Annotated in this window: 21 protein-coding genes; 10 read left to right on the top strand and 11 right to left on the bottom strand. The window is 67.9% G+C overall.

From position 1 onward, the window contains the following. Positions 1–34 precede the first annotated feature (34 nt). Genes KF892_11845 through KF892_11835 form a run of 3 tightly spaced genes read left to right on the top strand, consistent with a single transcriptional unit; the run spans position 35 to position 4,123 of the window. Complete coding sequence (locus KF892_11845; protein ID MBX3625700.1) at positions 35–1,411, top strand: cytochrome ubiquinol oxidase subunit I; 1,377 nt, start codon at positions 35–37, stop codon at positions 1,409–1,411. A 47-nt stretch (positions 1,412–1,458) separates the two neighbouring features. Next, positions 1,459–2,538: an autotransporter outer membrane beta-barrel domain-containing protein gene (locus KF892_11840; GenBank protein MBX3625699.1), complete on the top strand. Its 1,080-nt coding sequence runs from the start codon at positions 1,459–1,461 to the stop codon at positions 2,536–2,538. A 1-nt stretch (position 2,539) separates the two neighbouring features. Further along, positions 2,540–4,123: a caspase family protein gene (locus KF892_11835; protein MBX3625698.1), complete on the top strand. Its 1,584-nt coding sequence runs from the start codon at positions 2,540–2,542 to the stop codon at positions 4,121–4,123. 9 nt (positions 4,124–4,132) lie between these two features. Here the strand turns inward: KF892_11835 and KF892_11830 are convergent, their stop codons facing one another. Continuing rightward, positions 4,133–5,236 carry a lipid A deacylase LpxR family protein gene (locus tag KF892_11830; protein MBX3625697.1) on the bottom strand — a complete coding sequence of 368 codons (1,104 nt, stop codon included), beginning with the start codon at positions 5,234–5,236 and terminating at the stop codon, positions 4,133–4,135. Between the two features lie 132 nt (positions 5,237–5,368). On the opposite strand from KF892_11830, the gene KF892_11825 reads away from it, so the two are divergent. Beyond that, the gene (locus tag KF892_11825; protein MBX3625696.1) at positions 5,369–6,247 is read left to right on the top strand and encodes an amidohydrolase family protein; all 879 of its coding nucleotides are present in this window, start codon (positions 5,369–5,371) and stop codon (positions 6,245–6,247) included. Between the two features lie 30 nt (positions 6,248–6,277). Here the strand turns inward: KF892_11825 and KF892_11820 are convergent, their stop codons facing one another. Both KF892_11820 and KF892_11815 read right to left on the bottom strand, forming a co-directional pair. Then, the gene (locus KF892_11820) at positions 6,278–7,333 is read right to left on the bottom strand and encodes a hypothetical protein (protein ID MBX3625695.1); all 1,056 of its coding nucleotides are present in this window, start codon (positions 7,331–7,333) and stop codon (positions 6,278–6,280) included. A 100-nt stretch (positions 7,334–7,433) separates the two neighbouring features. Then, positions 7,434–8,282 (bottom strand): hypothetical protein, encoded by an 849-nt coding sequence (locus KF892_11815; GenBank protein MBX3625694.1) that lies wholly within the window; start codon positions 8,280–8,282, stop codon positions 7,434–7,436. 169 nt (positions 8,283–8,451) lie between these two features. Between KF892_11815 and KF892_11810 the strand changes: the two genes are divergently transcribed. Together KF892_11810 and KF892_11805 are read left to right on the top strand one after the other, a co-directional pair. Further along, complete coding sequence (locus KF892_11810) at positions 8,452–9,261, top strand: SDR family oxidoreductase (protein ID MBX3625693.1); 810 nt, start codon at positions 8,452–8,454, stop codon at positions 9,259–9,261. Next, positions 9,261–9,566 (top strand): ATPase with chaperone activity, encoded by a 306-nt coding sequence (locus KF892_11805; GenBank protein ID MBX3625692.1) that lies wholly within the window; start codon positions 9,261–9,263, stop codon positions 9,564–9,566. Before KF892_11810 ends, KF892_11805 begins: the two co-directional genes overlap by 1 nt. A gap of 21 nt (positions 9,567–9,587) precedes the next feature. On the opposite strand, the gene KF892_11800 is transcribed toward KF892_11805, so the two are convergent. Together KF892_11800 and KF892_11795 are read right to left on the bottom strand one after the other, a co-directional pair. After that, positions 9,588–10,766: a GGDEF domain-containing protein gene (locus tag KF892_11800; protein MBX3625691.1), complete on the bottom strand. Its 1,179-nt coding sequence runs from the start codon at positions 10,764–10,766 to the stop codon at positions 9,588–9,590. Positions 10,767–10,849: 83 nt separating this feature from the next. After that, on the bottom strand, positions 10,850–11,836 hold the full coding sequence (locus KF892_11795) for an aldo/keto reductase (protein ID MBX3625690.1): 987 nt from the start codon (positions 11,834–11,836) through the stop codon (positions 10,850–10,852). A 102-nt stretch (positions 11,837–11,938) separates the two neighbouring features. Between KF892_11795 and KF892_11790 the strand changes: the two genes are divergently transcribed. Beyond that, positions 11,939–12,727 (top strand): hydroxypyruvate isomerase family protein, encoded by a 789-nt coding sequence (locus tag KF892_11790; GenBank protein MBX3625689.1) that lies wholly within the window; start codon positions 11,939–11,941, stop codon positions 12,725–12,727. Here the strand turns inward: KF892_11790 and KF892_11785 are convergent. Then, positions 12,714–13,607 carry a 5'-nucleotidase gene (locus KF892_11785; GenBank protein MBX3625688.1) on the bottom strand — a complete coding sequence of 298 codons (894 nt, stop codon included), beginning with the start codon at positions 13,605–13,607 and terminating at the stop codon, positions 12,714–12,716. The genes KF892_11790 and KF892_11785 overlap by 14 nt on opposite strands. A gap of 129 nt (positions 13,608–13,736) precedes the next feature. Here KF892_11785 and KF892_11780 point away from each other — a divergent pair, with 129 nt between their 5' ends. The 3 genes from KF892_11780 to KF892_11770 all read left to right on the top strand — a co-directional run bounded on the left by KF892_11780 (position 13,737) and on the right by KF892_11770 (position 16,907). Beyond that, positions 13,737–13,928 carry a hypothetical protein gene (locus KF892_11780; GenBank protein MBX3625687.1) on the top strand — a complete coding sequence of 64 codons (192 nt, stop codon included), beginning with the start codon at positions 13,737–13,739 and terminating at the stop codon, positions 13,926–13,928. A 143-nt stretch (positions 13,929–14,071) separates the two neighbouring features. Beyond that, on the top strand, positions 14,072–14,827 hold the full coding sequence (locus KF892_11775; GenBank protein MBX3625686.1) for a response regulator: 756 nt from the start codon (positions 14,072–14,074) through the stop codon (positions 14,825–14,827). Between the two features lie 88 nt (positions 14,828–14,915). After that, positions 14,916–16,907, top strand: coding sequence for a PAS domain S-box protein (locus KF892_11770; protein ID MBX3625685.1), 1,992 nt, complete (start codon positions 14,916–14,918; stop codon positions 16,905–16,907). Between the two features lie 21 nt (positions 16,908–16,928). On the opposite strand, the gene KF892_11765 is transcribed toward KF892_11770, so the two are convergent. From KF892_11765 to KF892_11745, 5 genes are all read right to left on the bottom strand, one after another. Beyond that, positions 16,929–17,357, bottom strand: coding sequence for a hemin receptor (locus KF892_11765; protein ID MBX3625684.1), 429 nt, complete (start codon positions 17,355–17,357; stop codon positions 16,929–16,931). Between the two features lie 104 nt (positions 17,358–17,461). After that, positions 17,462–19,243: a DUF2235 domain-containing protein gene (locus KF892_11760; protein ID MBX3625683.1), complete on the bottom strand. Its 1,782-nt coding sequence runs from the start codon at positions 19,241–19,243 to the stop codon at positions 17,462–17,464. A gap of 278 nt (positions 19,244–19,521) precedes the next feature. Beyond that, positions 19,522–20,082 (bottom strand): DUF3304 domain-containing protein, encoded by a 561-nt coding sequence (locus tag KF892_11755; GenBank protein ID MBX3625682.1) that lies wholly within the window; start codon positions 20,080–20,082, stop codon positions 19,522–19,524. Between the two features lie 30 nt (positions 20,083–20,112). After that, complete coding sequence (locus tag KF892_11750; protein ID MBX3625681.1) at positions 20,113–20,976, bottom strand: DUF4123 domain-containing protein; 864 nt, start codon at positions 20,974–20,976, stop codon at positions 20,113–20,115. A gap of 7 nt (positions 20,977–20,983) precedes the next feature. Continuing rightward, positions 20,984–24,022 carry a type VI secretion system tip protein VgrG gene (locus KF892_11745; GenBank protein MBX3625680.1) on the bottom strand — a complete coding sequence of 1,013 codons (3,039 nt, stop codon included), beginning with the start codon at positions 24,020–24,022 and terminating at the stop codon, positions 20,984–20,986. Between the last annotated feature and the right edge of the window lie 73 nt (positions 24,023–24,095).

Here is a 24,095-nt window from a genome sequence, read left to right as displayed (position 1 = left end):
CGGAGCGTGTGCGCCTCAACGCGAATCCATCCCCATGCAGTACTCCGACGTTGATGCCTCACGGCTGCTCTTCGGCTTCACCGCGGCCTACCACTTCCTCTTCGTGCCGCTGACCATCGGGCTCATGGCGCTGATCGCCGTGTTCGAGGGCTGGTCGTTGCTGACGGGCCGGCCGGCACTGCGCCAGCTCGCGCAGTTCCTCTCGTGGCCCTTCGTCATCAACTTCGTCTGCGGGGTGCTGACGGGCTACCCGCTGCGCACGCAGATCGAGCTGCACTGGGCCGGTTATGCGCAGGTGGTGCAGGGGATCGTGGGGCCGGTGTTCGCGTTCGAAGCCCAGGTGGCGCCGTTCCTCTTCACGCTGGTGGCGGTGGTGGCGCTCGGCTGGCATCTCAAGCCGGTGTGGCACTTTCTGGCAAGCACGGCGCTTGCGGTGGTGCTGGTGGTGCAGTCGACGGCCATCCTGATGATCAATGCCTGGATGCAGTGGCCCGAGGGCGCCGAGTTCGTCAATGGCCAGGCGCGCATCTCCTCGGTGCTCGATCTGGCGGGCCACCCGCTCGTGGTGCCCAAGGTGCTGCACACCATCGCCGGGGCGTGGGTGCTGGCAGGTGGGCTCGTGGTGGCGATCTGTGCGTGGTTCAGCCTGAAGCATCGGCACACGGAAGTGGCGCGTGCCGGCTTGAAGGGGGGCGCGGTGTTCTGCCTCGTGGCGCTCGTCGTCACGGCCCTCGCCGGGCACTGGAGCGGCGAGCGGCTGGTGCGCTACCAGCCCATGAAGTTCGCTTCCATCGAGGCGCTTTGGGAGACCGATGGCCGCACCGCCGATTTCCTGTTCTTCGCGGTGCCCGACAAGGCAGCGCAGCACAACCGCTTCGAGCTGGCGCTGCCGGGCGCGCTGGGCTGGGTGGTCGACACGAGCGAGGTGCCTCTGCAGGGGCTCAAGGCGCTCGGCAAGGCCTCCCCGGCCGGGCTGCCGAATGTGGGCCTCGTGTTCTGGTCCTTCCGCGCGATGCTGCTCGCGTGGGGGCTGCTGACGGTGCTGATGCTGCTCGTGCTGTGGTGCATGCCCGACCCGCAGCGCCTCGGTGGCCGGTGGCTGCTGGGCGCCTGCGTGGCCGCGCTGCCGCTGCCCTGGGTGGCCATCGAGGCCGGCTGGATCGTCTGCGAGTCGGGGCGGCAGCCCTGGGTCATCACGGGCGTGCTGACCACCGCGCAGGCGGCGGGCAAAGTGCCGGCGGCCGAGGCGCTGCTGCACCTGCTGCTGGCGGTGGAACTCGGGGCGGTGATGTTGTGGGTCAACGTGAAGCTGCACCTGGCGCACCTGCGGCGCGGCTTGCAGGCCGGGCTGGAAGCGCCCGTGGGCCTCGCGCCTGGACGAAGGTCACATCCCGTCGTTCTGGGGGGCTGAAGGGCATCGTGGCGGGGATAAGCTCGGCACCGATCAGGAGGTGCCCCATGTCCCTGCGTTCCAGCATTCCGCCCCTCGCGCTCCTCGTGGTCTGTGCCCTCGCGCAGGCCCAGGGCAACCCCAACCCCCCATGCCCCGACGACAAGCGCGGTGACGACTGCGCCAGCGCCGAAGAGCAAGACCGCCGCGTGCGCAACCCCGACGCCGCGGCACCGCAAGTGGTGGGCGACGCGCCGCTCGGCCCGGCCGGTGGCCCTGGGGGCCCGGCGCCCTCGCTGCGCTTCGAGCGCGGCCCGCTCAAGGTGCGCAACTTCGGGGTGAGCCTGGCGGTCGACCACGCGCTGTCGCCGCAGTGGGTGCTCGGGGGCCTGGTCAACGTGTCCAAGGGTAAGCTGCAGCGCCAGCAGACCGAGTTCGACTCGACCAACGGCCTGCCGCCCAACGTGATCCGCAGCGATACCACGGTCGACACGCGCAGCACCTCGCTCGCGGCCTCGCTCAGCTACTTCACGCGCGATGCGATCGCGATCGACGGCGCGTTCTCGCTGATGCGCACGCAACTCGAGACGCGCCGCATCAGCAACGACACCGACCAGTTCACCGGCGAAAACGTGAGCCATGCCTGGGGCCTGTGGCTGAGCGCGAGCCGCATCTGGCGCTTCGGGCCGCGCGCGTTCGTGCCGCAGATCGGGCTCGAATACACCGACACGCGAACCGACGCGCTGGCCGCCATCTACCAGGACCTGTCGGACCCGTTGAACGGCGCCAACGGCACGGTGGGCTTCCGCGTGGGCGAGCAGAAGCAGCGTGTGCTGGCCAGCGTGCTCAGCGCGCAGCTGCAGCAGCCGATCAGCCTGCGCTTCGGCACGCTCACGCCCTATGGCCGCGTGACCTGGCGCCAGCGCCTGTGGAAAGACACCGACCCGATCCTCGGGACGAACGCCAACGGCCTGACCCGCGAGCTCGACCCCGACAGCGCCGAGAGCCGCAGCTCCATCGGCCTCGCGGCCGGCGTGGTGCTGCAGCTCACGCGCGGCATCAGCAGCTTCGTCGACGTGTCGCACCGTCGCGGCAGCAACGACCTGCAGGAAACGCGCGTCGGCCTCGGCCTCAAGTTCGAGATCTGACGTGCGTCATCTTGTCGCCCTCGGCGCGCTCTGGCTTGCTGCCTGTGCGAGCGGGCCATCGCCCGTGCCCGCCAACCTGAGCGAAGAGCAGCTGATGATCGTCGACTGCCTGCTGCCCGGCCAAGTGCGCCAGCTCGGCAACTTCGCCACCTCGCTCTCGGCACGCCGCCCGCAGAAGTTGCCCGCGCACGAGTGCGCCACGGCCGGCGGCGAGTTCGCGCTGGCGTCGAAAGACCCGGCGCGTGCCCTCGCGATCTGGCTGCCGTTTGCGCAGCAGGGCCAGGCGGAGGCACAGACGCAGGTGGGCGAGATGTACGAGCGTGGCATCGGCACCGTGGCCGACCCGGCCACCGCCGCCTCGTGGTACGCCAAAGCGGCGGCCCAGGGCGACAGCCGTGCGCTGATCAACCTCGCCTCGCTGCACGAGCGTGGCCTGGGCGTGAAGCGCGACCCGGTGCTGGCCGCGCGCCTCTTCCGGCAGGCGAGCGGGCAGGTGGGGGTGCCGGGGCGCATCACCATCGACCTCGTCGACCCGGTGATCGTGGTGCCCACGCCCGAGCAGCAAGGTGCGTCGCCGCTCGTGCCGCTGCGCGGCGAAGGGGCGCGGCGCGAGATCCGCGGCAAGGTGAGCAGCGATGCCGGCCTGCGCCAGCTGATGTTCAACAACAAGCCGCTGGCGGTCGATTCGCAAGGTGTGTTCCGCGCGGAGATCGACCTTGCGTCCGGCGGCGCCGAGGCGCGCTTCACCGCGGTCGACCGGCAGGGTGGGCAGGCCTCGCTCAACTTCCGCGCGGTGCCGGCCGGCAGCGCACCGCCGCCCCCCAAGCTCAACCACGGCCTGCCGAACGCACGCTTCCACGCGCTCATCATCGCCAACCAGGCCTACCGCCACTGGCCCAAGCTCAACAACCCCGTCAACGATGCGCAGGACCTGAAGCGCATGCTCGAGCAGCGCTACGGCTTCGAGACCACGCTGCTCATCGACTCGACGCGGCGCGAGCTCTTCGCCACCTTCAACGCGCTGCGCAGCAAGCTCAAGCCCGACGACAACCTGCTCGTCTTCTACGCCGGCCACGGCGACATCGAAGAGAGCACGCAGCGCGGCTACTGGGTGCCGGTGGACGGCGAGCGCGGCAACCGCAGCAACTGGGTCTCGGTGGTCGACGTCACCGACCAGATCAACGCACTCGGCGTGCGCCAGGTGCTGGTGATCGCCGACTCGTGCTACTCCGGCACGATGGCGCGCACCGCGCTGCCGGTGGCCGATGCCGACTTGGTGGGCGAGCGGCGCTGGGAGGCGCTGCGCACCATCTCGCAGCTGCGGGCGCGGGTGGCGATGACGAGCGGCGGGCTGGAGCCGGTGGTCGACGGCGGCGCCGGGCGCAATTCGCTCTTCGCGAGCAGCCTGCTGGAGGTGCTCGACGCGGTGCACGAGCCCATCGAGACACGCCGGCTCTTCGACGCCGTGGCCGCGCGCTTCAGCCTGCGGGCGCAGCGCCTGAAGGTGCAGCAGAAGCCGCAATACGCGCCCATCCGCTTCGCGGGGCACGAGGCCGGCGACTTCGTCTTCGTGCCGCGGCGCTGAGCGGCCGGTTTAGCGCCGGAAGCTCTCGATGTCGTCGGGGCCGGCGTCGTAGTCGCGCACCAGGCGCACTTCGCCGTAGCTCTGGATCTGCCCGTTGCGGCCGTAGGGCGTGTTGGCGGTGAACTCGGCCGAGCGGCGCTTGATGCGGTATTCGAGCCGCCACTCGCGCGACAGGCGCTGCGAGATGCCGAAGGTCGACATCCACACGCCGCGCTTGAGTTCGATCTCGGGGCGCGGGCCGTAGGTGCGGCCCTCGATCAGGTAGTTCGACGCGACCGCCGCCACCTGGAACTGCGCGAAGAAGGTGCTGCGCCGCAGCTCGCCGGCCGCGAAGTGGTTCTGCCGGTTGTTGAAGTCGACGGTGAAGAAGTCGCCTTCGTCGGGCGCACCGAAGACCCGCGTCTTCTCGCCGGCCACGAAGGTGATGCCGGTGGCCACCAGGTTCTTGATCGTGCCCACGGTGGCGCGGCCGTGCAGGTGCACCGCGCCCCAGTGCGGCAGGGGCGACTGGTCGAAGAAGCGATGCGTGTGGGTGAAGGTGCCCTGCAGCGCGAGGCGTGGCCGCACCTGGTAGGCCCAGCCGTTGGGCAGGCCGTCGTCAATCAGCCGGTGGAAGCCCGATTGCACCTCGTCGCCCCCCGCGGCCGGGCCGACCACGCCGATGCGGATGTCGAGCGCGCGGTGGTGCCGGCCGCGGTAGGCGAAGCTGCCCAGTCCGTAGGACAGCAGCGCCGCGTAGGGCCGGTCGTGGATCTGCGGCGTGCTCGGGTCGACGTCGTTGGGCGTGTAGATGTTGTGGCCGAGGAATTCGCCGGCCGTCGCCGACTGGCCGTCGTCTCCGGCCACGCCGAACCAGTCGCGCCCGAGCTCGCGCACGAGCTGCAGCGGGCGGTGCACCGGACGGCCCTGGCGGTAGCTGTGGGCGTAGTGGAAGCCGTTGGTGTACCAGCGGTCGGTGCTGATGGTGGCGCGGCCGAAGAAGTCGTTCTCCAGCGCGAAGGCCCAGCCTTGCAGGCGGCCTTCGTGTTCCTGCCCGGGGGCCTGGGCCAGCGCCGCGGGGGCACTCGCGGCCATTGCACCCAGCATCACCGCACTGCTCCACAACGCTCGCATCTCTTCGTCTCCCTCGGTTCGCAGCCTGCGACCATATCCCGTGGCAGGCTGGGGGCGCATCCTGCCAACGGGCGATGCGGCGGCGGGTGTTGTATAGATGCGGGGTCGAGGCTTTGCTTTCTGCTCATGACCATGACCACGCTCCCCCTGCTCATCCGCCGCGGCGTGGCTGCCGTGCTGCTCATGCCGGCGCTGGCCTCGGCCGCGCCGCCTTACGCCGGGCCGCTCTTCGATGCGCACCTGCACTACAACGTGGAGGCGGTCGACCCGCACCCGATCGACGACGTGCTCGGCCGCATGCAGCGCAGCGGCGTGCGCGCCATCATCGCCAACAGCCGCCCCAACGACGGCACCAAGGCCCTCGCCGCCGCGCGCGAGGCCACGAAGAAGGCCGGCGTCACCGTCGTGCCCTTCGTGCGGCTCTATCGCAACCGCGCCGACTACACCGGCTGGCCCACCGACCCGACGATCGTCGACATGGTGCTGCGCGAGCTGGCCGCCGGCACCGAGGCCGGGCCTTACCGCGGGCTCGGCGAGTTCCACCTCTACGACAGCCGCAACGCCGACGGCCCGACCGCGAAGCGCCTGATGCAGCTCGCGCAGGAGCGCAACCTGGTGGTGCTCGCGCACGTGGACGACGTGGCGGTGGAGAAGCTCTTCGCCCACGCCCCCAAGGCCCGCATGATCTGGGCCCACACCGGCATCGGCGGCGTGCCCGTGGAGCGAGTGCGCGCGCTGCTCGACAAGCATCCCACGCTGTATGGCGAGCTGTCGTACCGGCCGGGCCTGACGGTCGACGATGGGAAGCTCAGCGCCGCGTGGAAGGCGCTGCTCACCGAGAAGCCCGAGCGCTTCTTCGTGGGCTCCGACACCTGGACCAACGGCCGCTGGCCCGAGTATGAAAACCTGATGCGCGAAGCGCGGGCCTGGCTGGGCGACCTGCCACCCGCCGCGGCGCGGCGCATCGCCTGGGAGAACGGCGCGGCGATGTTCGGGTTGCAAGCGCCTTGAAAGCGCCTTGACGCGGGTACGGCCTGGCCTTCAGGCCGGCCACGCTTCGCCGAGCACGCTCGCCACCCGCTCGGGCGCGAGGCGACTGGTGCCGGGCTGCCCCTCGTGCGTGAAGGCGCCGACGATGGGGAAGGGCCGGCCGTCCACCCGCGAGAAGGGCGAGAGCGTGTCGGCGAGCGTCCAGTGGCCGTCGCCGTGCTCCATGTCGTTGAGCGTCTCGAAGGCCCGCGTGAGCGGCGCGTGCGCGAGGTGGTGCTGGTTGCTCGAGCCGGCGGAGCGCAGCCCGGGCATCTGCCACAGGCCCACCGTCTCGGCCCAGGCGTAGCCGGGCACCCACAGGTCGTAGGCCCAGCCGGCCTTGCGCTCCATCGCCACGAGCTGCATGCGCTGGCCGTCGCGGTGGTTGCGGGCGTGCGGCAGCAGGCGCTCGTGGCGCTCGAAAGGGGCGTCGAAGGCGTGCACGCCGCCCGTGCCGTCGTCGAGTGCGTGCGGCACCTGGTAGAGCGCGAGCCGCGGGCCGTGCAGGCTGCGGGCGATGTGGCCGCGCTCGATGGCGTCGCACGTGCGGCCGAGCGCTTCGGCGGCGATCTCGGTGCCGGCGAAGGCTTCGCCTTCGAGCCAGCGTGCGGTGAGCTCGTGGGCGCGGCGGTAGATGGAAAGCGGGTCGGCCGACTCGGCCTGCAGCGCCTGCTTCGAGCGGGCGAGCAGCTGGTAGAGCCCGAGCGCGGGCGGCTCGGCGTAGGCCCAGAAGTCGCCCACCTCGGCCGCCTGGCGCAGCAGCTCGCGGTGGCCGAGCGCCAGCGTGGGGTGGCACAGCACGAAGGTGGAGAGCACGCCGTCGGTGTCGACGTGGTTGTTGACCACCAGGTCGCCGACCTCGGGCGTGTGGCGCTCGACGTAGCGCAGGCAGATGGCGGTCGAGGTGCTGGCGCGGAACTCGGGCGGCGTGTGGTTCGGGATCCAGTGGCTCAGCTCGAGGTCATGGCCGGGGCGGTGGTGCTCGTCGATGCCGCCGTCGCAGTAGAAGACCCTGGCGGCGGCAGGCCGCGGTGTGCGGCTGCCGAGGATGTGCAGCTGAGCTGGCATCGTGTGTTCTCCCTTGTGTGCTGTGTACTCTAACGTGCAAGCTGCAGGGACGAACACCACCGGCCGCGATGCCCTCACGGCCGGTGCGGTTGCAGGGAGCTCAGGCGCCGAGGCGGCGGAATTCGCGCAGCTTCATCGCGAGGTATTCGCCACGCTCCACCTCGTGCAGCTGCCGGGCGTATTGCTCGGTGGCATTGAACCAGCGTTCCAGCCGCTGGGCGCGCTGCTGCGGCGCCGGGGCGGCCAGCGAGGCGAGATAGGCCTCGATCGCCAGGTAATAGCGCATGGTGTTGCGCTCGATCGCACCGCGCATGCCGCCGATGTAGGCGTCACCGCCGGTGCGGGTGAAGCCCACCTTGCTGGCGCCGGCCGTGGCGAAGTAGCCCTGCATCGCGAGCTTGGCGGCCATGCCCATGCCGTAGGAGTAGCCCAGGTGCAGGTAGGTGCGCTTGCCGCCGTCGAGCGGGATGGCCTGCAGCTGGATGCGGAAGTCGCGCGTGGAGAAGGGGCCGCTGTCGGCACCCAGGCGCAGGCTCATGTAGTCGTCGGTGCTGGCCTGCGGCTTCAGGTTGAACGCCACGCGGTAGGCGTCTTCCAGCGGCTGGTCGTTCTTGCGGCCGATGTGCACCACCAGCTCCTGGCCGTTGACGATGCACTGCTTGGTGTTGACCTGCAGCATGAGGATCTCGCACAGCGCACCCGGCTGCTGCAGGTGCTCGCGGGCCAGGGCGAAGGGCTGCGGCATCACCGCGTCGACGCTGCCGCTCAAGGCGTTTCCGCCGTCGCTGCTTTGCACGACCAGCGGCCGCTGGAAGGGGCTTTGTTCGATCTGGGCCGCCAGCTGGGCGTGGCGCTCGCGCAGGGCCTGGGCCGATTCCGGGGCGGCGTGGGCGACTGCGCCGACGGCAACGAGCGCCGTGACCAGGAGGTGCCGGCCGATCAGGAACATCGATTGCAGGGGCTGCGCGAAAGGTGCCAAGCGGGTCTCCCGGTACTGCTGAGGATCGCGTTTTGAGAGGCGAAGCGGCTCTCAGTTCCCCGATTTCCGGCCCGCGGCCGTGAATTGCTGCCGCTGAAGTAGGCTCTCCGGTTTGCACACACAGATGGAGACGGTTTTCATGGGCAGCAGACTGCAGGGCAAGGTGGCGGTGATCACGGGCGCGACCAGCGGCATCGGCGAGGCGACGGCGCGCAAGTTCGCGGCCGAAGGCGCTTCGGTGGTGATCGCCGGGCGCAGCGTGGAGCGCGGCGAGGCGCTCGCCAAGGAGCTGGGCGAGCGGGTGCTCTTCCAGGCGGCCGACGTGATGCGCGAGGCCGACATCGCCGCCCTCGTCGACACCGCCGTGCAGCGCTTCGGCCGGCTCGACTGCATGTTCAACAACGCGGGCGGCAACACGCCGGGCACGCTTGCCGACGTGACCGAAGAGCAGGTCGACTACGCGATGAAGCTGCTCTTCGGCAGTGCGCTCTTCGGCATCAAGCACGCGGCGCGGGTGATGAAGGGCACGGGCGGCGGCAGCATCATCAACAACTCCAGCATCGCGGCGCACCGCCTCGCGCAGGGCGCGATGCTCTACTCCAGCGCCAAGGCGGCGGTGAGCCACCTCACGCGCCTGATGGGCGTGCAGCTCGGGCCCGACAACATCCGCGTCAACTCGATCTCGCCCGGGGCGATTGCCACGCCCATCTTCTGGGGCGGCGCCTCCACGGCCACCGACGAGGTGAACGCCAAGCGCCTGGCCAAGCTGCAGCAGAACCTGGCGCACGCCACGCCCACGCCGCGTGCCGGCCTGGCCGACGACATCGCCAACGCGGCACTCTTCCTCGCCAGCGACGAAGGCAGCTTCGTCAACTGCCACGACTTGGTGGTCGACGGCGGGCGCATCTGGCAGTTCAACGAACGGCCGCGCGAGGCCACCGCCAGCTGATGTCCGACGACGAGTACCAGATCGAGATCCCGCCGTCGTTCATCGCGCTTTTCGTGCCCGAAGGGCGCATCAAGCCGACGGCCTCGTTCCGCGAAATCCGCGAGCGCTACGAGTACTGCGAGGATCTCGCCAACATGCTCACCGAGACGGCGAGCACCCAGCTCTGGCAGCTGGGCGTGGCCGAGTCGGACGTGCTCGAGCGCATCGGCCAGGGGCTGCAGGGTGGGCAGGCCGGTGTCGACGAGGCCGAAGCGCAATGGGTGCTGCGGCGCCTGGCCGAGCTGCTGGGGTGGAGCGTGCCCTGACGGGCGTTCACCCGCGGCGCCTCACATGGCGAGGTCGAAGCTCAGCTCTTTCTGCTCGACGTCGGCACTGCCCGCCAGCCGGCCGCGACCCGCGGCCTTGGCCTGGTAGAGCGCGGTGTCGGCGCGCAGCAGCAGGGCGTCCATCGTGTGGTCGTCGGGCTGGCGCACGGCGATGCCGGCGCTGTAGTCGATGAGTTCGGCGCCGCTCTCGGTGGCGAACCTGACGAGCCAAGCGCGCAGGCGCTCGTCGAAGCGCAGCGCATCGGCTGCGCTGGCCCGCGACATCAGCACGCAGAACTCTTCGCCGCCGTAGCGGCACACCAGGTCGCCGCCGCGGGTGCAGGCGCGCAGGCCTTGCGAGACGGTCTGCAAGGCCGCGTCGCCGGCCGCGTGGCCGTGGCGATCGTTGATGCGCTTGAAGTGGTCGATGTCGAGCATCAGCAGCGTCAGCGGCTCGTCATAGCGCACGGCGTGGGCGAGCAAGGTGTGTGCGCGCTCGAGGAAGGCTTGGCGGTTGAGCAGGCCGGTGAGTCCATCGGTTTGGGCCTGGCGCCGCAGCTCGCGCTCGGCTTCTTCGCGCCAGGCGGCCAGCAGGCCCAGCGTGCACAGCGACAGCGCCACGTGGTTGAGGAAGACCGCGGCCACGTTGACCGGGTGCGTGGCGCGGTAGAAGGGGTAGGCGTCGGTGAAGAAGGCACCGAGTACGCCGCGCCACAGCGTGACGATGGTGAGCGCGGCAAAGCTCGCCAACACCAGGCCCCGCCAGCGCCGGCCGATGTGGGGAGCGGGCCACGCCACCGCAAGGCAGATGGTGAGCATCTGCAGCGCGTAGAGCGCGTTCGACGCCCCCACGCGCACCGGGTAGCTCGGGTAGGTGAGGAAGTAGACCGTCGGGACGGCGGCCACCAGCACCCACATGAGCCGCTGCCCCGGGCGCGGGCCCAGCCAGTGCTGCAGGGCCGACCACAGCATCGCGAAGCTCAGCGCCAGCAGGCCCAGCGAGAGCGAGGTGAGCGCACGGTCGTGAAGCTTCGGCGCGACGAGGAAGACCGCCCAACTCAACCCCTGCAGCACCATGCTGCCCTGGAAGAGGCGGGCAGCACTGCTCACCTGCCAGCCCATCAGCAGGGGCAACGCGATGGCGGTGGCCCACACGTTGGCCAGCAGCACCACCAGAATGGTTTGGATGTCGAGATTCATGCAGTGCAGCACTGCATTCTGGACCCCGGCGACGAGGTTTCGCCGGAGGCCCTGTGCGCGAGTTGGAATCCGCCTGACCGGCGTCAGTCGGCGAGCGGGAGGGTGATCTCGTCGATGCGCTGCAGCACCTCGGGCGTGAGCTTGGGGATGATCTCGGCCGCGGCCAGGTTGCTTTGCAGCTGGCTCAGCTTCGAGGCGCCGGTGATGACGGTGCTCACGCGCGGGTTCTTCGCGGCCCAGGCGATGGCGAGTTGCGCCAGGCTGCAGCCCAGGTCGGCCGCCACCGGCTCGAGCTTCGCCACTGCGGCGTTCTTCGCCTCGTGCGTGAGGCCCTCGACGAGGAAGGCCATGTCGCGCCGTGCGCCGCGGCTGTCGTCGGGCACGCCGGCCTTGTATTTGCCGGTGAGCAGGCCGCTCGCGAGCGGGCTCCAGGTGGTGAGGCCCAGGCCCATGTCGTCATAGAGGCGCAGGTACTGCTTCTCGACGCGCTTGCGGTGGAAGAGGTGGTACTGCGGCTGCTCCATCACCGGCTTGTGCAGGTGGTGGCGCTCGGCGATCTCGTAGGCGGCGCGGATGTCGCCCGCGCTCCACTCGCTCGTGCCCCAGTAGAGCGCCTTGCCTTGGCTGATCATGTCGTGCATGGCCCACACGGTCTCTTCGATGGGCGTGCCGGGGTCGGGGCGATGGCAGAAGACGAGGTCGACGAAATCGAGCTGCAAGCGCTTGAGCGAGCCGTCGATCGCCTGCATGAGGTACTTGCGGTTGAGCGTGGCGCGGCCGTTCAAGGCCATGCGGTCTTTCGGCGACGAGAGGCCGAGGTAGAACTTGGTCGACACCACGTAGTTGAGGCGCGGCCACTTCAGCGCCTTGAGCGCTTCGCCCATCACCACCTCGCTCTGGCCGAGCGCATAGGCCTCGGCGTTGTCGAAGAAGTTGACGCCGGCGTCATACGCGGCGGCCATCATCTCCTTGGCGGCGTCGATGTCGACCTGGTTGGCGTAGGTGACCCAGGAGCCCAGCGACAACTCGCTCAGCTGCAGGCCGCTGCGGCCCAGACGTCGGTAGTTCATGTGTCGTGCCTTCTTGATGTTCGTGTGAGCCGGTCGTTATACCGAAGCGTGCGACACGGCGCGGTGCGCAAGACAGAACACCCTGCTGATATCGTGACGGCCATGCCCCGCTTTGCCGCCAACCTGAGCTTCCTGTATGGGGAGCACGCCTTCCTCGACCGCTTTGCCGCTGCGCGTGAAGACGGCTTCGAGGCGGTGGAATACCTGTTCCCCTATGAGCACGCGCCGGCGCTGCTGGCGTCTCGCCTGCGTGAGCAGGGGCTGCAGCAGGCACTCTTCAATGCGCCGCCCGGCGACTGGGCGGCGGGCGACCGTGGCATCTCGTGCGTGCCCGGGCGCGAGGCCGAGTTCAAGCGTGCGATCGAGCAGGCGCTGGAATACGCCGCGGCGCTGCAGTGCCCGCGCGTTCACGTGCTGGCCGGCCTAGTGCCAAACGGTGCAGACCGTGCGCCGCTGCAGACGCTCTATGTCCGCAACCTCGCCTGGGCCGCACAGCGCGCGGCCGATGCGGGCGTCAACCTCCTCATCGAGCCGATCAACCGGCGCGACATGCCGGGCTACTTCCTCAACCGGCAGGACCACGCGCACGCGATCGTCGACGAAGTGGGCGCGCCCAACCTGCAGGTGCAGATGGACCTGTACCACTGCCAGATCGTCGAGGGCGACCTGGCCGCGAAGCTTCGCCAGTACCTGCCCACCGGGCGGGTGGGCCACCTGCAGATCGCCGGGGTGCCCGACCGGGGCGAGCCCGACGTGGGCGAGGTGAACTACGCCTACCTCTTCGAGCTGATCGATGCGCTCGGCTACGCGGGCCACGTGGGCTGCGAGTACCGCCCGCGTGCCGGCACGCGCGAGGGCCTGGGCTGGCTGCGCCGCCTCAGCCGTTCGTGACACCCGCCGCCACGTGGCCCGAGGGCACGTGGGGCAGGGCGTTCTCGATGTGGCCGGTCTGGTCGTCGAAAAAGAAATCGGGCTCGAACTCGCGCAGGAAGGCGCCCTTCGGCAGGCCGCCGAGGAACATGGCCTCGTCGATGTCGATATCCCACTCCATCAGCGTGCGGATCGCGCGCTCGTGCGCCGGGGCGCTGCGTGCGGTGACGAGCGCGGTGCGCAGGCGCATCGCGGCCGATTCCTGGTTCTGCAAGGTCTTCAGCGCTTCGAGCAGCGGCTTGAAGGGGCCGGCGGCGAGCGGGGTGTTGGCGCGGTCGCGCTCGTGGGCCTGGAAGGCGTCGAGCCCGGCCTGCTGGAAGACTCGCTCCGACTCGTCGGAGAAGAGCACGGCGTCGCCGTCGAAGGCGATGCGCACTTCGTTCGGGTGCGCGTCCGACGCACGCGCCGAGTGCGGGTACACCCGGGCGGCCGGCACGCCGGCGCCGAGCGCCGAGCGCACGTCGGCCTCGTTGGTCGAGAGGAAGAGGTGCGCGTTGAGCGGCTTCAGGTAGCGCCAGGGCGATTCGCCGCGGGTGAACACCCCGCGCTGGATCGGCAGGCCGTAGTGCTTGGCCGAGCGGAACACGCGCATGCCCGAGACCGGGTCGTTGCGCGAGAGGATCACCACCTCGACCGCCGGCGACTTGGCGTTGAACGCCAGCAGCTTGTGCACCAGCGAGAACGCGACGCCCGGCTTGGCCGGCACGCCCACCCGCTCGAGCTGGAGCTGCATGTAGGCGCGGTCGTCCTGCGCTTCGAAGAGGCGGTTCTCTTCCTCGAAGTCGAACAAGGCACGCGAGGAAATGGCCACGACCAGCTGGCCGGCGAGGGTGACGGGCATGGGCCGGATCATAGATTCCCGCCCCGGTGAAACAAACGAAACATGGCCGTCGCCGCCGTGAAATGCGCGCGACACGCGGGCCCGCCACAGTCACGGTCACACCCAGACAAAACCCTTCAGGAGCCCGCCATGACCGAACTCGTTGCCCAGACGCTGCACCGCATCTTCCACCGCACCGCCGCCCCGGCCACCGAGTTCGACAAGGCCGTGGCGCTGCGTGCCGCCAACGACCGGCCGCGCCGCCCCGATTTCGCCGAAACCCGGCCGGTGGTGTTCCGCAGCGAGGCTTTCGCCGAAGACCTGCAACCCCTGGCCGCGTGAGTGTGGCCATGAGTGCACTGCCCACGCGCCAGTGGCTCGCCGCCGTGCTGGCGACAGCCGGCCAGGCCGGTGCCAGCGCGCATGCCGTCGCCGAGCGTGGCCGATATGATCCGGCCCTGTCACAGAACAGGGGAGCACGACCCATGACCGAGGGCGATGCGAGCGTGGCCACCAGCGTGCTGGTGGTCGACGATGAGCCCGAGTTGCGCTCGCTGCTCGGGGAATACTTTGGCCGGCACGGCTTCACCGTGCGCGCCGCCGCCGATGCACTGGCGGCCCGCGCGGCCATCGCCGAAGCCGCGCCCGACCTAGCGATCCTCGACGTCAACATGCCCGGCGAAAACGGCCTCTCGCTCGCGCGCTGGCTGCGCGATGCGCACCCGAGCGTCGGCCTGGTGATGCTCACGACCGCCGGCGAGTCGGTCGACCGCGTGGTCGGCCTGGAGCTGGGGGCCGACGACTACATGCCCAAGCCTTTCGAGATGCGCGAGCTGCTGGCACGCTGCCGTGCGGTGCTGCGGCGGCTGAAGCTCTCGCAAGGCGTGCTGGCGGCGGCCGCCGCAGCATCCGCCGACGCGCAGGCGTCTCGCCGCGTGCGCTTCGGCGTCTGCCAACTCGACCTCGACGAGCGCCGCCTCTTCGGCGCCGACGGCCAGGAGATCGACATCAGCGCGGCCGAGTTCGACCTGCTCGCGCTCTTCGCCCGCAACCCCAACCGCCCGCTCAACCGCGACCAGATCATGGAGCAGGCCCACAACCGCGGCTGGGACGTGTTCGACCGCTCCATCGACCTGCGCGTGATGCGCCTGCGGCGCAAGATCGAAACCAACCCCGACAAGCCGGAGGTGCTGAAGACCGTGCGCAACGTGGGCTACGTGTTCGTGCCGGCTGGCGGATGAAGCACGGGCCGCGCGCTGGGCCGCTCCCGAGCCGGCCCGTGATCCCCCCGGGGGATCGGCGGGCGTATTCGCTCGCCGAGGGGCGGTCATGAAAAAGCTGGAGCGGGAGTTCGCCTGGACGGGCCAGTCTCATTGGGGCCTGCGGCGCAACACGCTCCCGACTCTGGCGCCCGAACTGATGGGCGCCCTGCTCGACAACATCACCGCCCGCGTGGCGGTGGTGGGGCGTGACCACCGTTTCATCTATGCCAACCGCGAAGCCGTGGCGTTCTACGGTCGCTCGCAGGAAGAGGTGATCGGGCAGCACCTCTCGGCGATCCTCGGCGAAACGGCGTACTCGGGCTACCTGCCGTGGGCCGAGCGGCTTTTCAGCGGCGAATCTCTGCGCTGGCAGGGCTGGGTGGAGTACCCCACGCATGGCCGGCGTTTCTTGCAAGAGACGATGGTGCCGTTTGCCTTCGACGGCAAAGACGTGCAGGCCATCATCGTCTTCGGCCGCGACCATACCGAGCTCAAGCTGCGCGAGGAAGAGCTCGCCGAACAGATCGGCCAGCTGCAGGCGAGCGAAGCGCTCAAGGCCGCCATCGTCGACCATGCGCTCGCGGCGCTGATCTCCACCGACGGCAACGGCAACATCGTCGAATTCAACCCCGCGGCCGAGGCCATGTTCGGACGGCAACGTGCCGACGTGATGGGGCGCTCGGTGAGTGACGTGATCATGCCGGAGCGCTACCGTGCCGCGCACGAGGCCGGCATCCGCCGCATGGAGTCAGGCGGCGCGCCGCGTGTGCTGGGCAAGCGCATGGAGATGCATGCGCTGCGCGCCGACGGCAGCGAGTTCCCCATCGAGATGGTGCTGTGGCGCACGAACGTGGGCGGTACCGGCTACTACACCGCCTCGCTCGTCGACGTGACCGAGCGGCATAGCGCCGCGCAGCAGATCGAGCGACAACGCGACGCGCTGCGCCAGAGCGAGAAGCTGAGCGCGATGGGCAGCCTGCTCGCCGGCGTGGCCCACGAGCTGAACAACCCGCTCGCCATCGTGATGGGCCGCGCGAGCCTGCTCGAAGAGAAGTGCGACGACCCGGTGCTGCTGGTCGACGTGCAGCGCATCCGCGAAGCCGCCGAGCGCTGCGGCCGCATCGTGCGCACCTTCCTCAACATGGCGCGCAGCAAGCCGGCCACGCGCGAGAACGTGTCGCTCAACGACCTCACGCGCGCGGCGGCCGAGATGCTGAACTACAGCTACCGCAGCCACGGCGTGGAGATGCGGCTGCAACTGGCCGACGAGTTGCCGAGCGTGAAGGCCGACGGCGACCAGGTCGGCCAGATCGTGTTGAACCTGCTCGTGAATGCCCAGCAGGCCCTCGCGGCATGCGAGGGCGAGCGGCGCGTGCTGGTGGAAACGGGTGTCGAAGCGCGGCGCGAGAACCGCGAGCCACGCGTGTGGCTGCGCGTGTCCGACAACGGGCCCGGCGTGCCGGCCGAGTTGCGCGGCAAGTTGTTCGAGCCGTTCTTCACCACCAAGCCCGAAGGCATCGGCACCGGGCTGGGCCTCGCGATGTCACGCTCGCTCGCGCGCGACCACGGCGGTGACCTTACGCTCGAACCTACGTCGCATCACGGAGGCGCGAGCTTCCGTTTGAACCTGCCCATCAGCGGCGAGCCGGTGCAGGAGTCGGCGCCCGTGCCGCTACAGGCGACGGACGCGGCACTGCAGACACGGGTGCTGGTGGTCGACGACGAATCGGAGATCACCGAGTTAATGCGCGACATCCTCGAAGCAGCGGGTTACGAGGTGGCCACCGCCGAGTCCGGCGCGGTCGCATTGGCGCTGCTCGAAACCGCGCGCTTCGATGCCATCGTCTCCGACCTGCGCATGCCCGACATGGATGGCGCCACCTTGTGGCGCGAGATCGACCAGCATCACCCGAAGTTGTCACGCCGCATGCTGTTCGTGACGGGCGACACCTTGTCGCCCGGTGCGCGGGAGTTCTTGCGCAATGCCCGTTGTGCGGGCCTGGACAAGCCTTTCTCCAAGGGTGATTTGCTGGCCGCTGTGGCCAGGCTGGTGGAGTAGAGGCTGGCGCTGGTTGCCCGCTCAGGCCGCCTGAGCAGCAGGCGCATTGCGAGCCGCTTCGATCATGGTGCTGCTCACCACGCCATACAGCGCCACCCACGATGTGTGCACTTCATCGGTGTAGGCCTCGCCAAGGCCCTGTTTCAGCGTCTTCAGCAGTGCTGCCCCGACGGTTGCGTAGTGCTCGTCGCGCACACCGTAGTTCACATGGCGCGACCCCAGCTTGCGCAACGCAGGCAAGAGCGCGTCGGGTTCTTCCAGCAAATCGACCGCGGTTGCGATCATGTTCATCAGCCGTGCGCCCTGCTGGGCCATGTTGCCTTGGAACAGACGACGCAAGTTCGGGTCGGCGGTGAAGAGGTTGTCGTAGAAGAGCGCGGCGGCTTGTTGGGCGATGGGTTCGACGAGGGAGAAGCTGCGGCGGATGTGGCCGATCTGGGCGGGGGTCATGGGGTCTCCTGATTTGAGGGCGAGGCCCTCGAGGGAGACCATATGGTGTTAGAGGCGTGATTCAGCGTTGTTTCAAAAATCGGACGAGCTTGTTTCTTTGGTTGCTACGCGGTCATCGTGTCCGGCATTTCCGTCGGTGTGACAGCCGCGTACTTGGTCTTGAAGCTGCCGCCGGCGTAAACAACACGTGGGTCGCTAGGCAGGGTCGAGTCCAGCCCGAAGTCGGACAGCGAATCGTGGACATAGTTGTCGAAGAAATCGATGATCTTCCGATCGCTCTCTTTGTTTTTGTCGAGGCCTCTCTTGTAAACGAATTCGTTTTCGTAGGTCTCCACCAGGCCGCGGTAGTGCGGTCGCAGCTGGGCACGCAGCTTGGGCTTGTCGTGGATCTCCTTCAAGATGGCGTTCACGTCATCAAGCAGCGCTGCGTCGTACTCGGCCAATTGTTTGACCAGTGAGCCTTGGCTGGGCAAGGTCTCTTTTCGAGCTTGCAGCTCCGCCAGTTGCGTCTTGATTCGGGCAATTTGCGGGTCGTACTTTGCATTGATTTCAGCGGCCATGCGCTGCCCTTCTGGCGTTGGCAGCATGGTCTTGGGATCAATGCTCTTGCCGCCGCGCGACAGCGCCAACTGCTCGCTCATGCGGCCTTGCTCGAGTTTTTGCTGCTGCGCCTTTAACGTCGTCATTTCATCGTCGAGCCTTCTCTGGTCTTCGGCCCACACCATTTCGTTGGCCTCGATGCCGAGCTCGTCGCGGGTCTTGTTCTTGGGCCCGGGCTCTTGCAAATCGGGGCGCACGGCCAGCTTTTCGCGGATTCGGTGAAAGCGCCACGCCAGGTACAGCCGGGTGTGTGCCAAAAATGCTGCACCCAGCGTGCAACCGCTTCGGCCTACTTGATCCATGTAATGGTCGAAATCGGCCAGCATTTTGGGAGATGCGTAGAAGTCACTTTCATTGAAATCCTGCCACTGCTTAGATCCCATCTTGCGCAATGGCACACCTGCAAGCAACGCCTCGTCATACATGGCTCTGAGTGGAATCAAGCTCAGAAGCTTGTCCGCGTCGGGCGCCTCTGAGTCGGCGGGGGTAGCCTTCCCCTTGCCTCCTTCGCCGGGTCGATATCCGCCACCCACGTTGGAATGAACACCGGGATAGACAAATTCCTTGCAATTGCTAGGTTTGATCGACTTCACAGCGACGCTGTCTACCGGGAAGGAATTGCGAATCTCGTGCGCAGCCATCATGTGAACACACGTGGTCACGGCGTCAGGAATATGCAGGTTGTCTGCCCAGCTGTTGTGGCCGTTGGCAGGGCCGCTCAGGGGATCGGCGCCAGGGGCGCCAAATGCCAAGTCCTTTGCCCGCAGGGTCGGTACCGCCGGACCGAAGAGAGCGCTGCGAGCGGCATTGCCCCAGCCAGCCCGCTCGCGACGTACCGGTGCTACGTTGTTTGCCCCAATGGGTACACCCACGGATGCCACCGTGTCCCACAGCCCCAGGAATGAAAGCTCAACGGGGTAGTTCCCTTGCTTCCAGCGCAAGGCACCTGCTGGGCCAATGACTTTGCCACCGTCGAGTTTCAACAGGTCTCGCACAAATGCACGCGCCAAGGTGGCTCCGCGAGAAAAACCAAAAATGGCGAACGTAATGCTGACGATCTTGTTGGTGGGGTTTGTGGCGCGTGCTTCGGCTTGCGCGATGATTTGCTGAACTTCCTTCAAAGCCCAGTCGAGCCGCGCTTGGCCCACCGCACCCATTGCATTGTGGGTGTCGATGATGATGCCCTTCCCACGGTCGCCGATTTCGGGAAACAACGTGCCGATGCCTGGAACGTAGATTCGGAAAATGCCTTCACTCGGAGTCTCTGGCACGTGCGCACGGTACATGCGAGCAACATTGCTATGTTCGAGTGTGTGCAGATCGGCCTTGAGATTATTTCCAGTGCCGTCAAAGAACAGGCTGATTTTCAGACACTGTTTGCAGGAGTAGGCTGGCAGGCGATTCGCGGTGGCGGCGTCCATACCCGCTATCCTTTTGCCGAGCGTTGGCCTGCTCGAGGCACGAGGCACAGGGTCAACAATGCTGCCTTCGCCTGTGCACGCTGGCGACGAGTTGAATACAAAAGCTGACTGCCCCTTACCTTGCAGCTTGGCTTTCTCCTCGCTCATTTCACTCCCTCCTTGCACTCTGGGTAACCTCGAACTTCCCGTGCTTCACTGAGCTTGAGGCGTGGCTCGGATGGCATTGCAGTAATGGCTACTTCGATATGCTCATCTGGATAAATGTGGACTTCAAAGTACCGAGGGTTTGCCGGTACTGGCCCTTGCAGGGCAGCTTCCGTTTCTACAAATTGCGGGACGGGTACTTGTCGACTCTCACCGCTTGAGTTCGTCACCCACCGTTTGCAGGCGGCATTCATCCACCGCACTTTGACTTTTTGCGGTAGCGGTGTCCCGTCGCGCCAGCTGATGCAACAAACGCGGCCGCCGCCGCCTGAGGTTGGCGTGCTCACGTCGAGGTTCCCTCCGCCTTGCCCATCGACGTAGAACTGGTCAATGTACCGATTGGTGTAGTTGTAGCCGTAAATCGTGAGAGCGTGGCTTTGACGCTCACCTTGCTTGGGTGCATCGGGCTGAGCGGCGTCGCATCCGCCGAGCAGCATCAGCGAAAGCGCCAACGCAGCCCAAATCTTTTGCCGTGATAAGCGAGCGACATCTTCATTCATTTGTTGGAGCCTTTGGAATTTCTTGGCGCCTCATGGCGCACCTTGTTCGACCAGTGCCAATGCCTGGGTCAAGGTGAGGGCGCCGGATTTCACTTTGGCCAGTGCTGTCTCCCATGTGGGCTGTTGGCTGAATTCAGCGCCAAGATTGAGCGCGATGGCGCAAAAAAGCATTTGTTGCTGAGTGCTCTCAATGCCCCATTGGCGGGCAAGTTCCATCTGTTCCACCACAAAGCCATGCCTCTTGTCTCGATGTACGGCGCTCAGCTCGACTGGTGCCTGCTCACGCAGCAAAGCCAGAACGGTATCGGGCTCTGCTGCGAGCAGCAACGCTGACTCTTGCTGAGGCGCAATCTGCCAGGGTGTTGGCCACGCCTCCTCGTCATTTGCCGCGGTGGTGATGACCCGCAATGCTCCTTCGCGGTTGTAGTACCACCAGTGCGATGCGAGGGCAAAGAATCGTTCGCGGTCGCTTTCAGTGAGTACGGCGTGCACGGCGGGCAAGATCCGTGTGTCACTGATACGTAGAAGTGCGGGCAGCTCGTCTCCCAGGACTACATCAAGTCGCCGACCGAGAGCAGCGGCCAATGCATCAACGGGAATGCTTGAGGCTAGCCAACTTACGGCATGAAATTCAAGCGCCCAGCGCTCGAATGTGGCCAGCTGGCTCCGCAACTTGCTCGCCTCATCGCTCAACGCCACCAGAAACGGAATCGCGACACTTGCCGCTTCGTCGGGGGTGCTCACCCCCTGGACTTCAAGCGGGTGCCGCACACCTTGGGTGTCTCGGTGGTCGAGTGTTTCTGCGCACAAAGCGGGGTCAATGAGAGCATAGGCGACTGCTCCCTCTGACATCGAATCGAGTGCTGCGGCAAGCGTCGTGGCGGCTGGCGACATGACGTGGTCATTTCAACGCAAACGGGGAACCGTACTTCGCTGCTGCCAGAAGGCACGAAATACACAAGCTACCAGGCAGTGTCGGCAGTGGATAGCTGTCACTTCCGCCACCAACGAACGACTTCGTCGCCGCCTTGACCGTGATCTTCCCCGGGCACTGCACCGTGACGCCCTCCGAGCCGATGACGATCTGCGCGCCCCCCGAGGTGGTCAGCGTGATCTTCTTCGCCGCCGCCCAATCGATGTGCGCATTGGCGCTCTGCACGTTGACGAGCTTCTTCGCCGCCACTTCTGCCTGATCGGCCTGTGCCTGCATCTGCACCGGCCCCTGGCCCGCGATCATCGTGAGCCCCGTGCCCTTGGCGCCCTGGCCCGCCTGAACCGCACCGGCGAGGATGCCGATGCTCTGCCCCGTGTGCAGGCGCAGTTGCTCACCGCCTGCCAGCTGCACGTCCTGCCCCGCCTGCCAGCTGATGGCCTCGCCGCTGGCGATCTGGATGTCTTGCCCAGCCACCGTCGCCAGGCCCGCCTTCGCCGTGATGGCGACGATCGGGTCGGTGCTGTGTGGCAGCTTGCCGTTGCTCGCCTGCGTGCGCTTCTGGCCCGCGTCGGTGATCGCCGCATCGAGCGAGGCGTTGCTCACCATCCCACTGGCCGCCTGGTGCAGCGCCTTCATCGGTGCCAGCGTGTCGGAGAGGCTGCTCTGATTGGCCTTGAGCGTGCCGATGGCGCTTGCCAGCGCCGTGGCCTGGTGCGTCTTCGCCGCCTGGCTGAAGCTGTCGGCCAGCGTCGCCGCCTGCTTGAGCAAGGCCATGCCCGCGGCGTTGTCCCCGGCCGGGTCGGCCTCGCGGGTGGCGAAGCTCGTGATCAAGAGCCCATTGCTGGCCCGCACGGCGCCATACGCATCGGTGCGCAACTCGAAGCCGAGCCCGCGGTAGTGGCCCCGGTGGTTGTCGGCCTGGTGGATCAGGTGCCCCAGGTTGAGCTGCGTCGCATGCTGCGTGGTGGCCAGTTGCACCCGCAGTTGCCCCGGCGTGTCGTCGAACACCAGCTGGTTGAAGCCCTCGCCGCCGAACTCCTTGCTCTTGACGCCGCTGAGCGCTGCGGCGTTGTTCTGGGCCGCAGCGTTCTTCGTGGCCGTGCCGGGGGCACCGCCGTGCCAGGCCGGACTGTGGCCTCCTGCGCCGCCTGCGACGAGGTTGCCCTGAGCACTCGGGGAGTGGTTGTGGCTGCTCTTGTAGGCGCTCGTATCCGCCTCGGCGGCAGCGCCACCTGGGGTCGGGGGCAGGCCCGCTTCACCCCGGCCGTTGTACAGGCTGCCCAGCACGATGGGCCGCTCGATGTCGCCCTCGATGAAGTCGAGCAGCACCTCCTGCCCGATGCGCGGGATGTGTTGCCAGCCCATGCCGGCCCCGGCCCAACGTTGGGCGACGCGCACCCAGCAGCTGCTGCGGTTGTCGGCCCGGCCATCGGCGCCCGGGGCGGCCTGCCAGTGGAACTGCACCCGGATGCGGCCGAGCGCATCGGTGTAGAGCTCATCCGCCCCGTTGGGGCTGGTGCTGCCGTCCGGGCCGACCACGATGGCGGTCTGCGCCCCGAGGGCAGTGGGCGCCGTAGGCGGCAGCGGGCGCCAGGGGATCAGCCGGCGCAGCGCTTCGAAGCGGTTGGCGTAGCCGAGCTCGGCGGCCTGCTCACTCAGCAGCGGGTCGTGCGCCAGGGTGTCGAGCAGTGCGTCGGAAGGCGTGTCGTCGAGCTCGGCGAACGGGTCGGCCGCGGGCTTGCGCATCAGGCGCTTGCCCAGCTCCTTGGGCAGGTTGTTGACCCCGAGGCCGTGCACGCTGTGCACGCAGAACTCGCGGTCGGCCTCGCCTTGCAGCTCGGAGAGCGCGTCGAGCGTGCTCTGGGTCAGCGCGAAGTGCTCGCCGGCGCGCAGGCTGCGCACGGTGCTGCGGCCGAGCCAGGTCTTGTGGCGCGCCTCGAAGGCCTGCTGGCGGCAGGTGGCGCGGTGTTGCAGCTCGGCGCTGCTGCACGTCCCCACATCGGCGGTGGCGCCGCTCGGGTCGTAGTGCTGCAGCCAGGCGGCCATGTCGCGCATCGACTCGCTGGTGTAGTCGTAGGCGGTGGGCGCTTCGGCGGCGATGGCGCGCTTGGCCTGGTAGTCCCACTGGAGCACGGCGCTGGCCGCAGGGCTCAGCTGGCGCCAGCCGCCGAAGCTCTGGATGGCGTCTTGTTCTTCGGCCGCGGATGAACGGTGGAAGCGGATGCCTGTCCTGAGCCCCGTCGAAGGGCCTGAGCCACCCACTGCGCTCTTGGAGGTGGCGTTCTCGGGCCAGCGCGCGCTGTCGGCGAAGAAGACGACACGGTGGCCGCTGGGTGCGTCGTCGGCTTCTTCGACTCGCCAGCCCAGGCCTTCTTCGGCGAGCAGGCGTTGCAGGAAGCTCAAGTCGCTCTCGCGGTACTGCACGCAATAGGAACGCACACCGCCGTTGGGGCCGCGGGCGAGGAAGGCGGCGAGGTCTTCGGTCTCGCCGTCGGCACCGGTCTCGCCCCAGCGCCACGCGGCATGGGCCTGGTAGGCCTCGGCGCCGAGCACGTCGTCGAGGATCTGGACGAGGGTCTTGTCTTGCCACACGCGGCTCGTGCGGGTGTGGCCGAGCAGGGCGATCCAGGGTTGGATGAGCAACTGGTGACGCACGAGGCCGCCATCGGCGCCGCCGTCACGCGCTTCGAAGACGAGGCCGCTGCGGCGGTGGCGGGTGCCGTCGGCCAGGGTGGCCAGCAGCGTGATGCGCTGGCCCAGCAGGCCTTGCAGGCGGATGCGGTTGTGCACGCACAGGGTGTGCAGCTGCAGCTGGAAGGGCTCGCTGATCGCATCGACCAGGCTGAAGCGCTCGACCATCAGATCGCTCAGCTGGCCTTCGCCTTCCACGTTGTAGAGGCGCTGCGCGCTCGTCCAGCTGGCGAGCAGTGAGCTCAGTGCGCCATCGAGCCCACTGAGCACGCTCCCCACGGCGCCTTGCACGGCGTCGCTGAGTCGGTCTCGCATTCTTGTGTCTTCCCTGTGCCGATTTCGAGCGGGAATTTTGCAGCGCCGGCTTCGTCGCGGCATGCGGCACACA

The organism is Rhizobacter sp. (assembly GCA_019635355.1).
GTDB lineage: Bacteria > Pseudomonadota > Gammaproteobacteria > Burkholderiales > Burkholderiaceae_C > Rhizobacter.
This window is presented reverse-complemented; position numbering and strand designations above follow the sequence as displayed.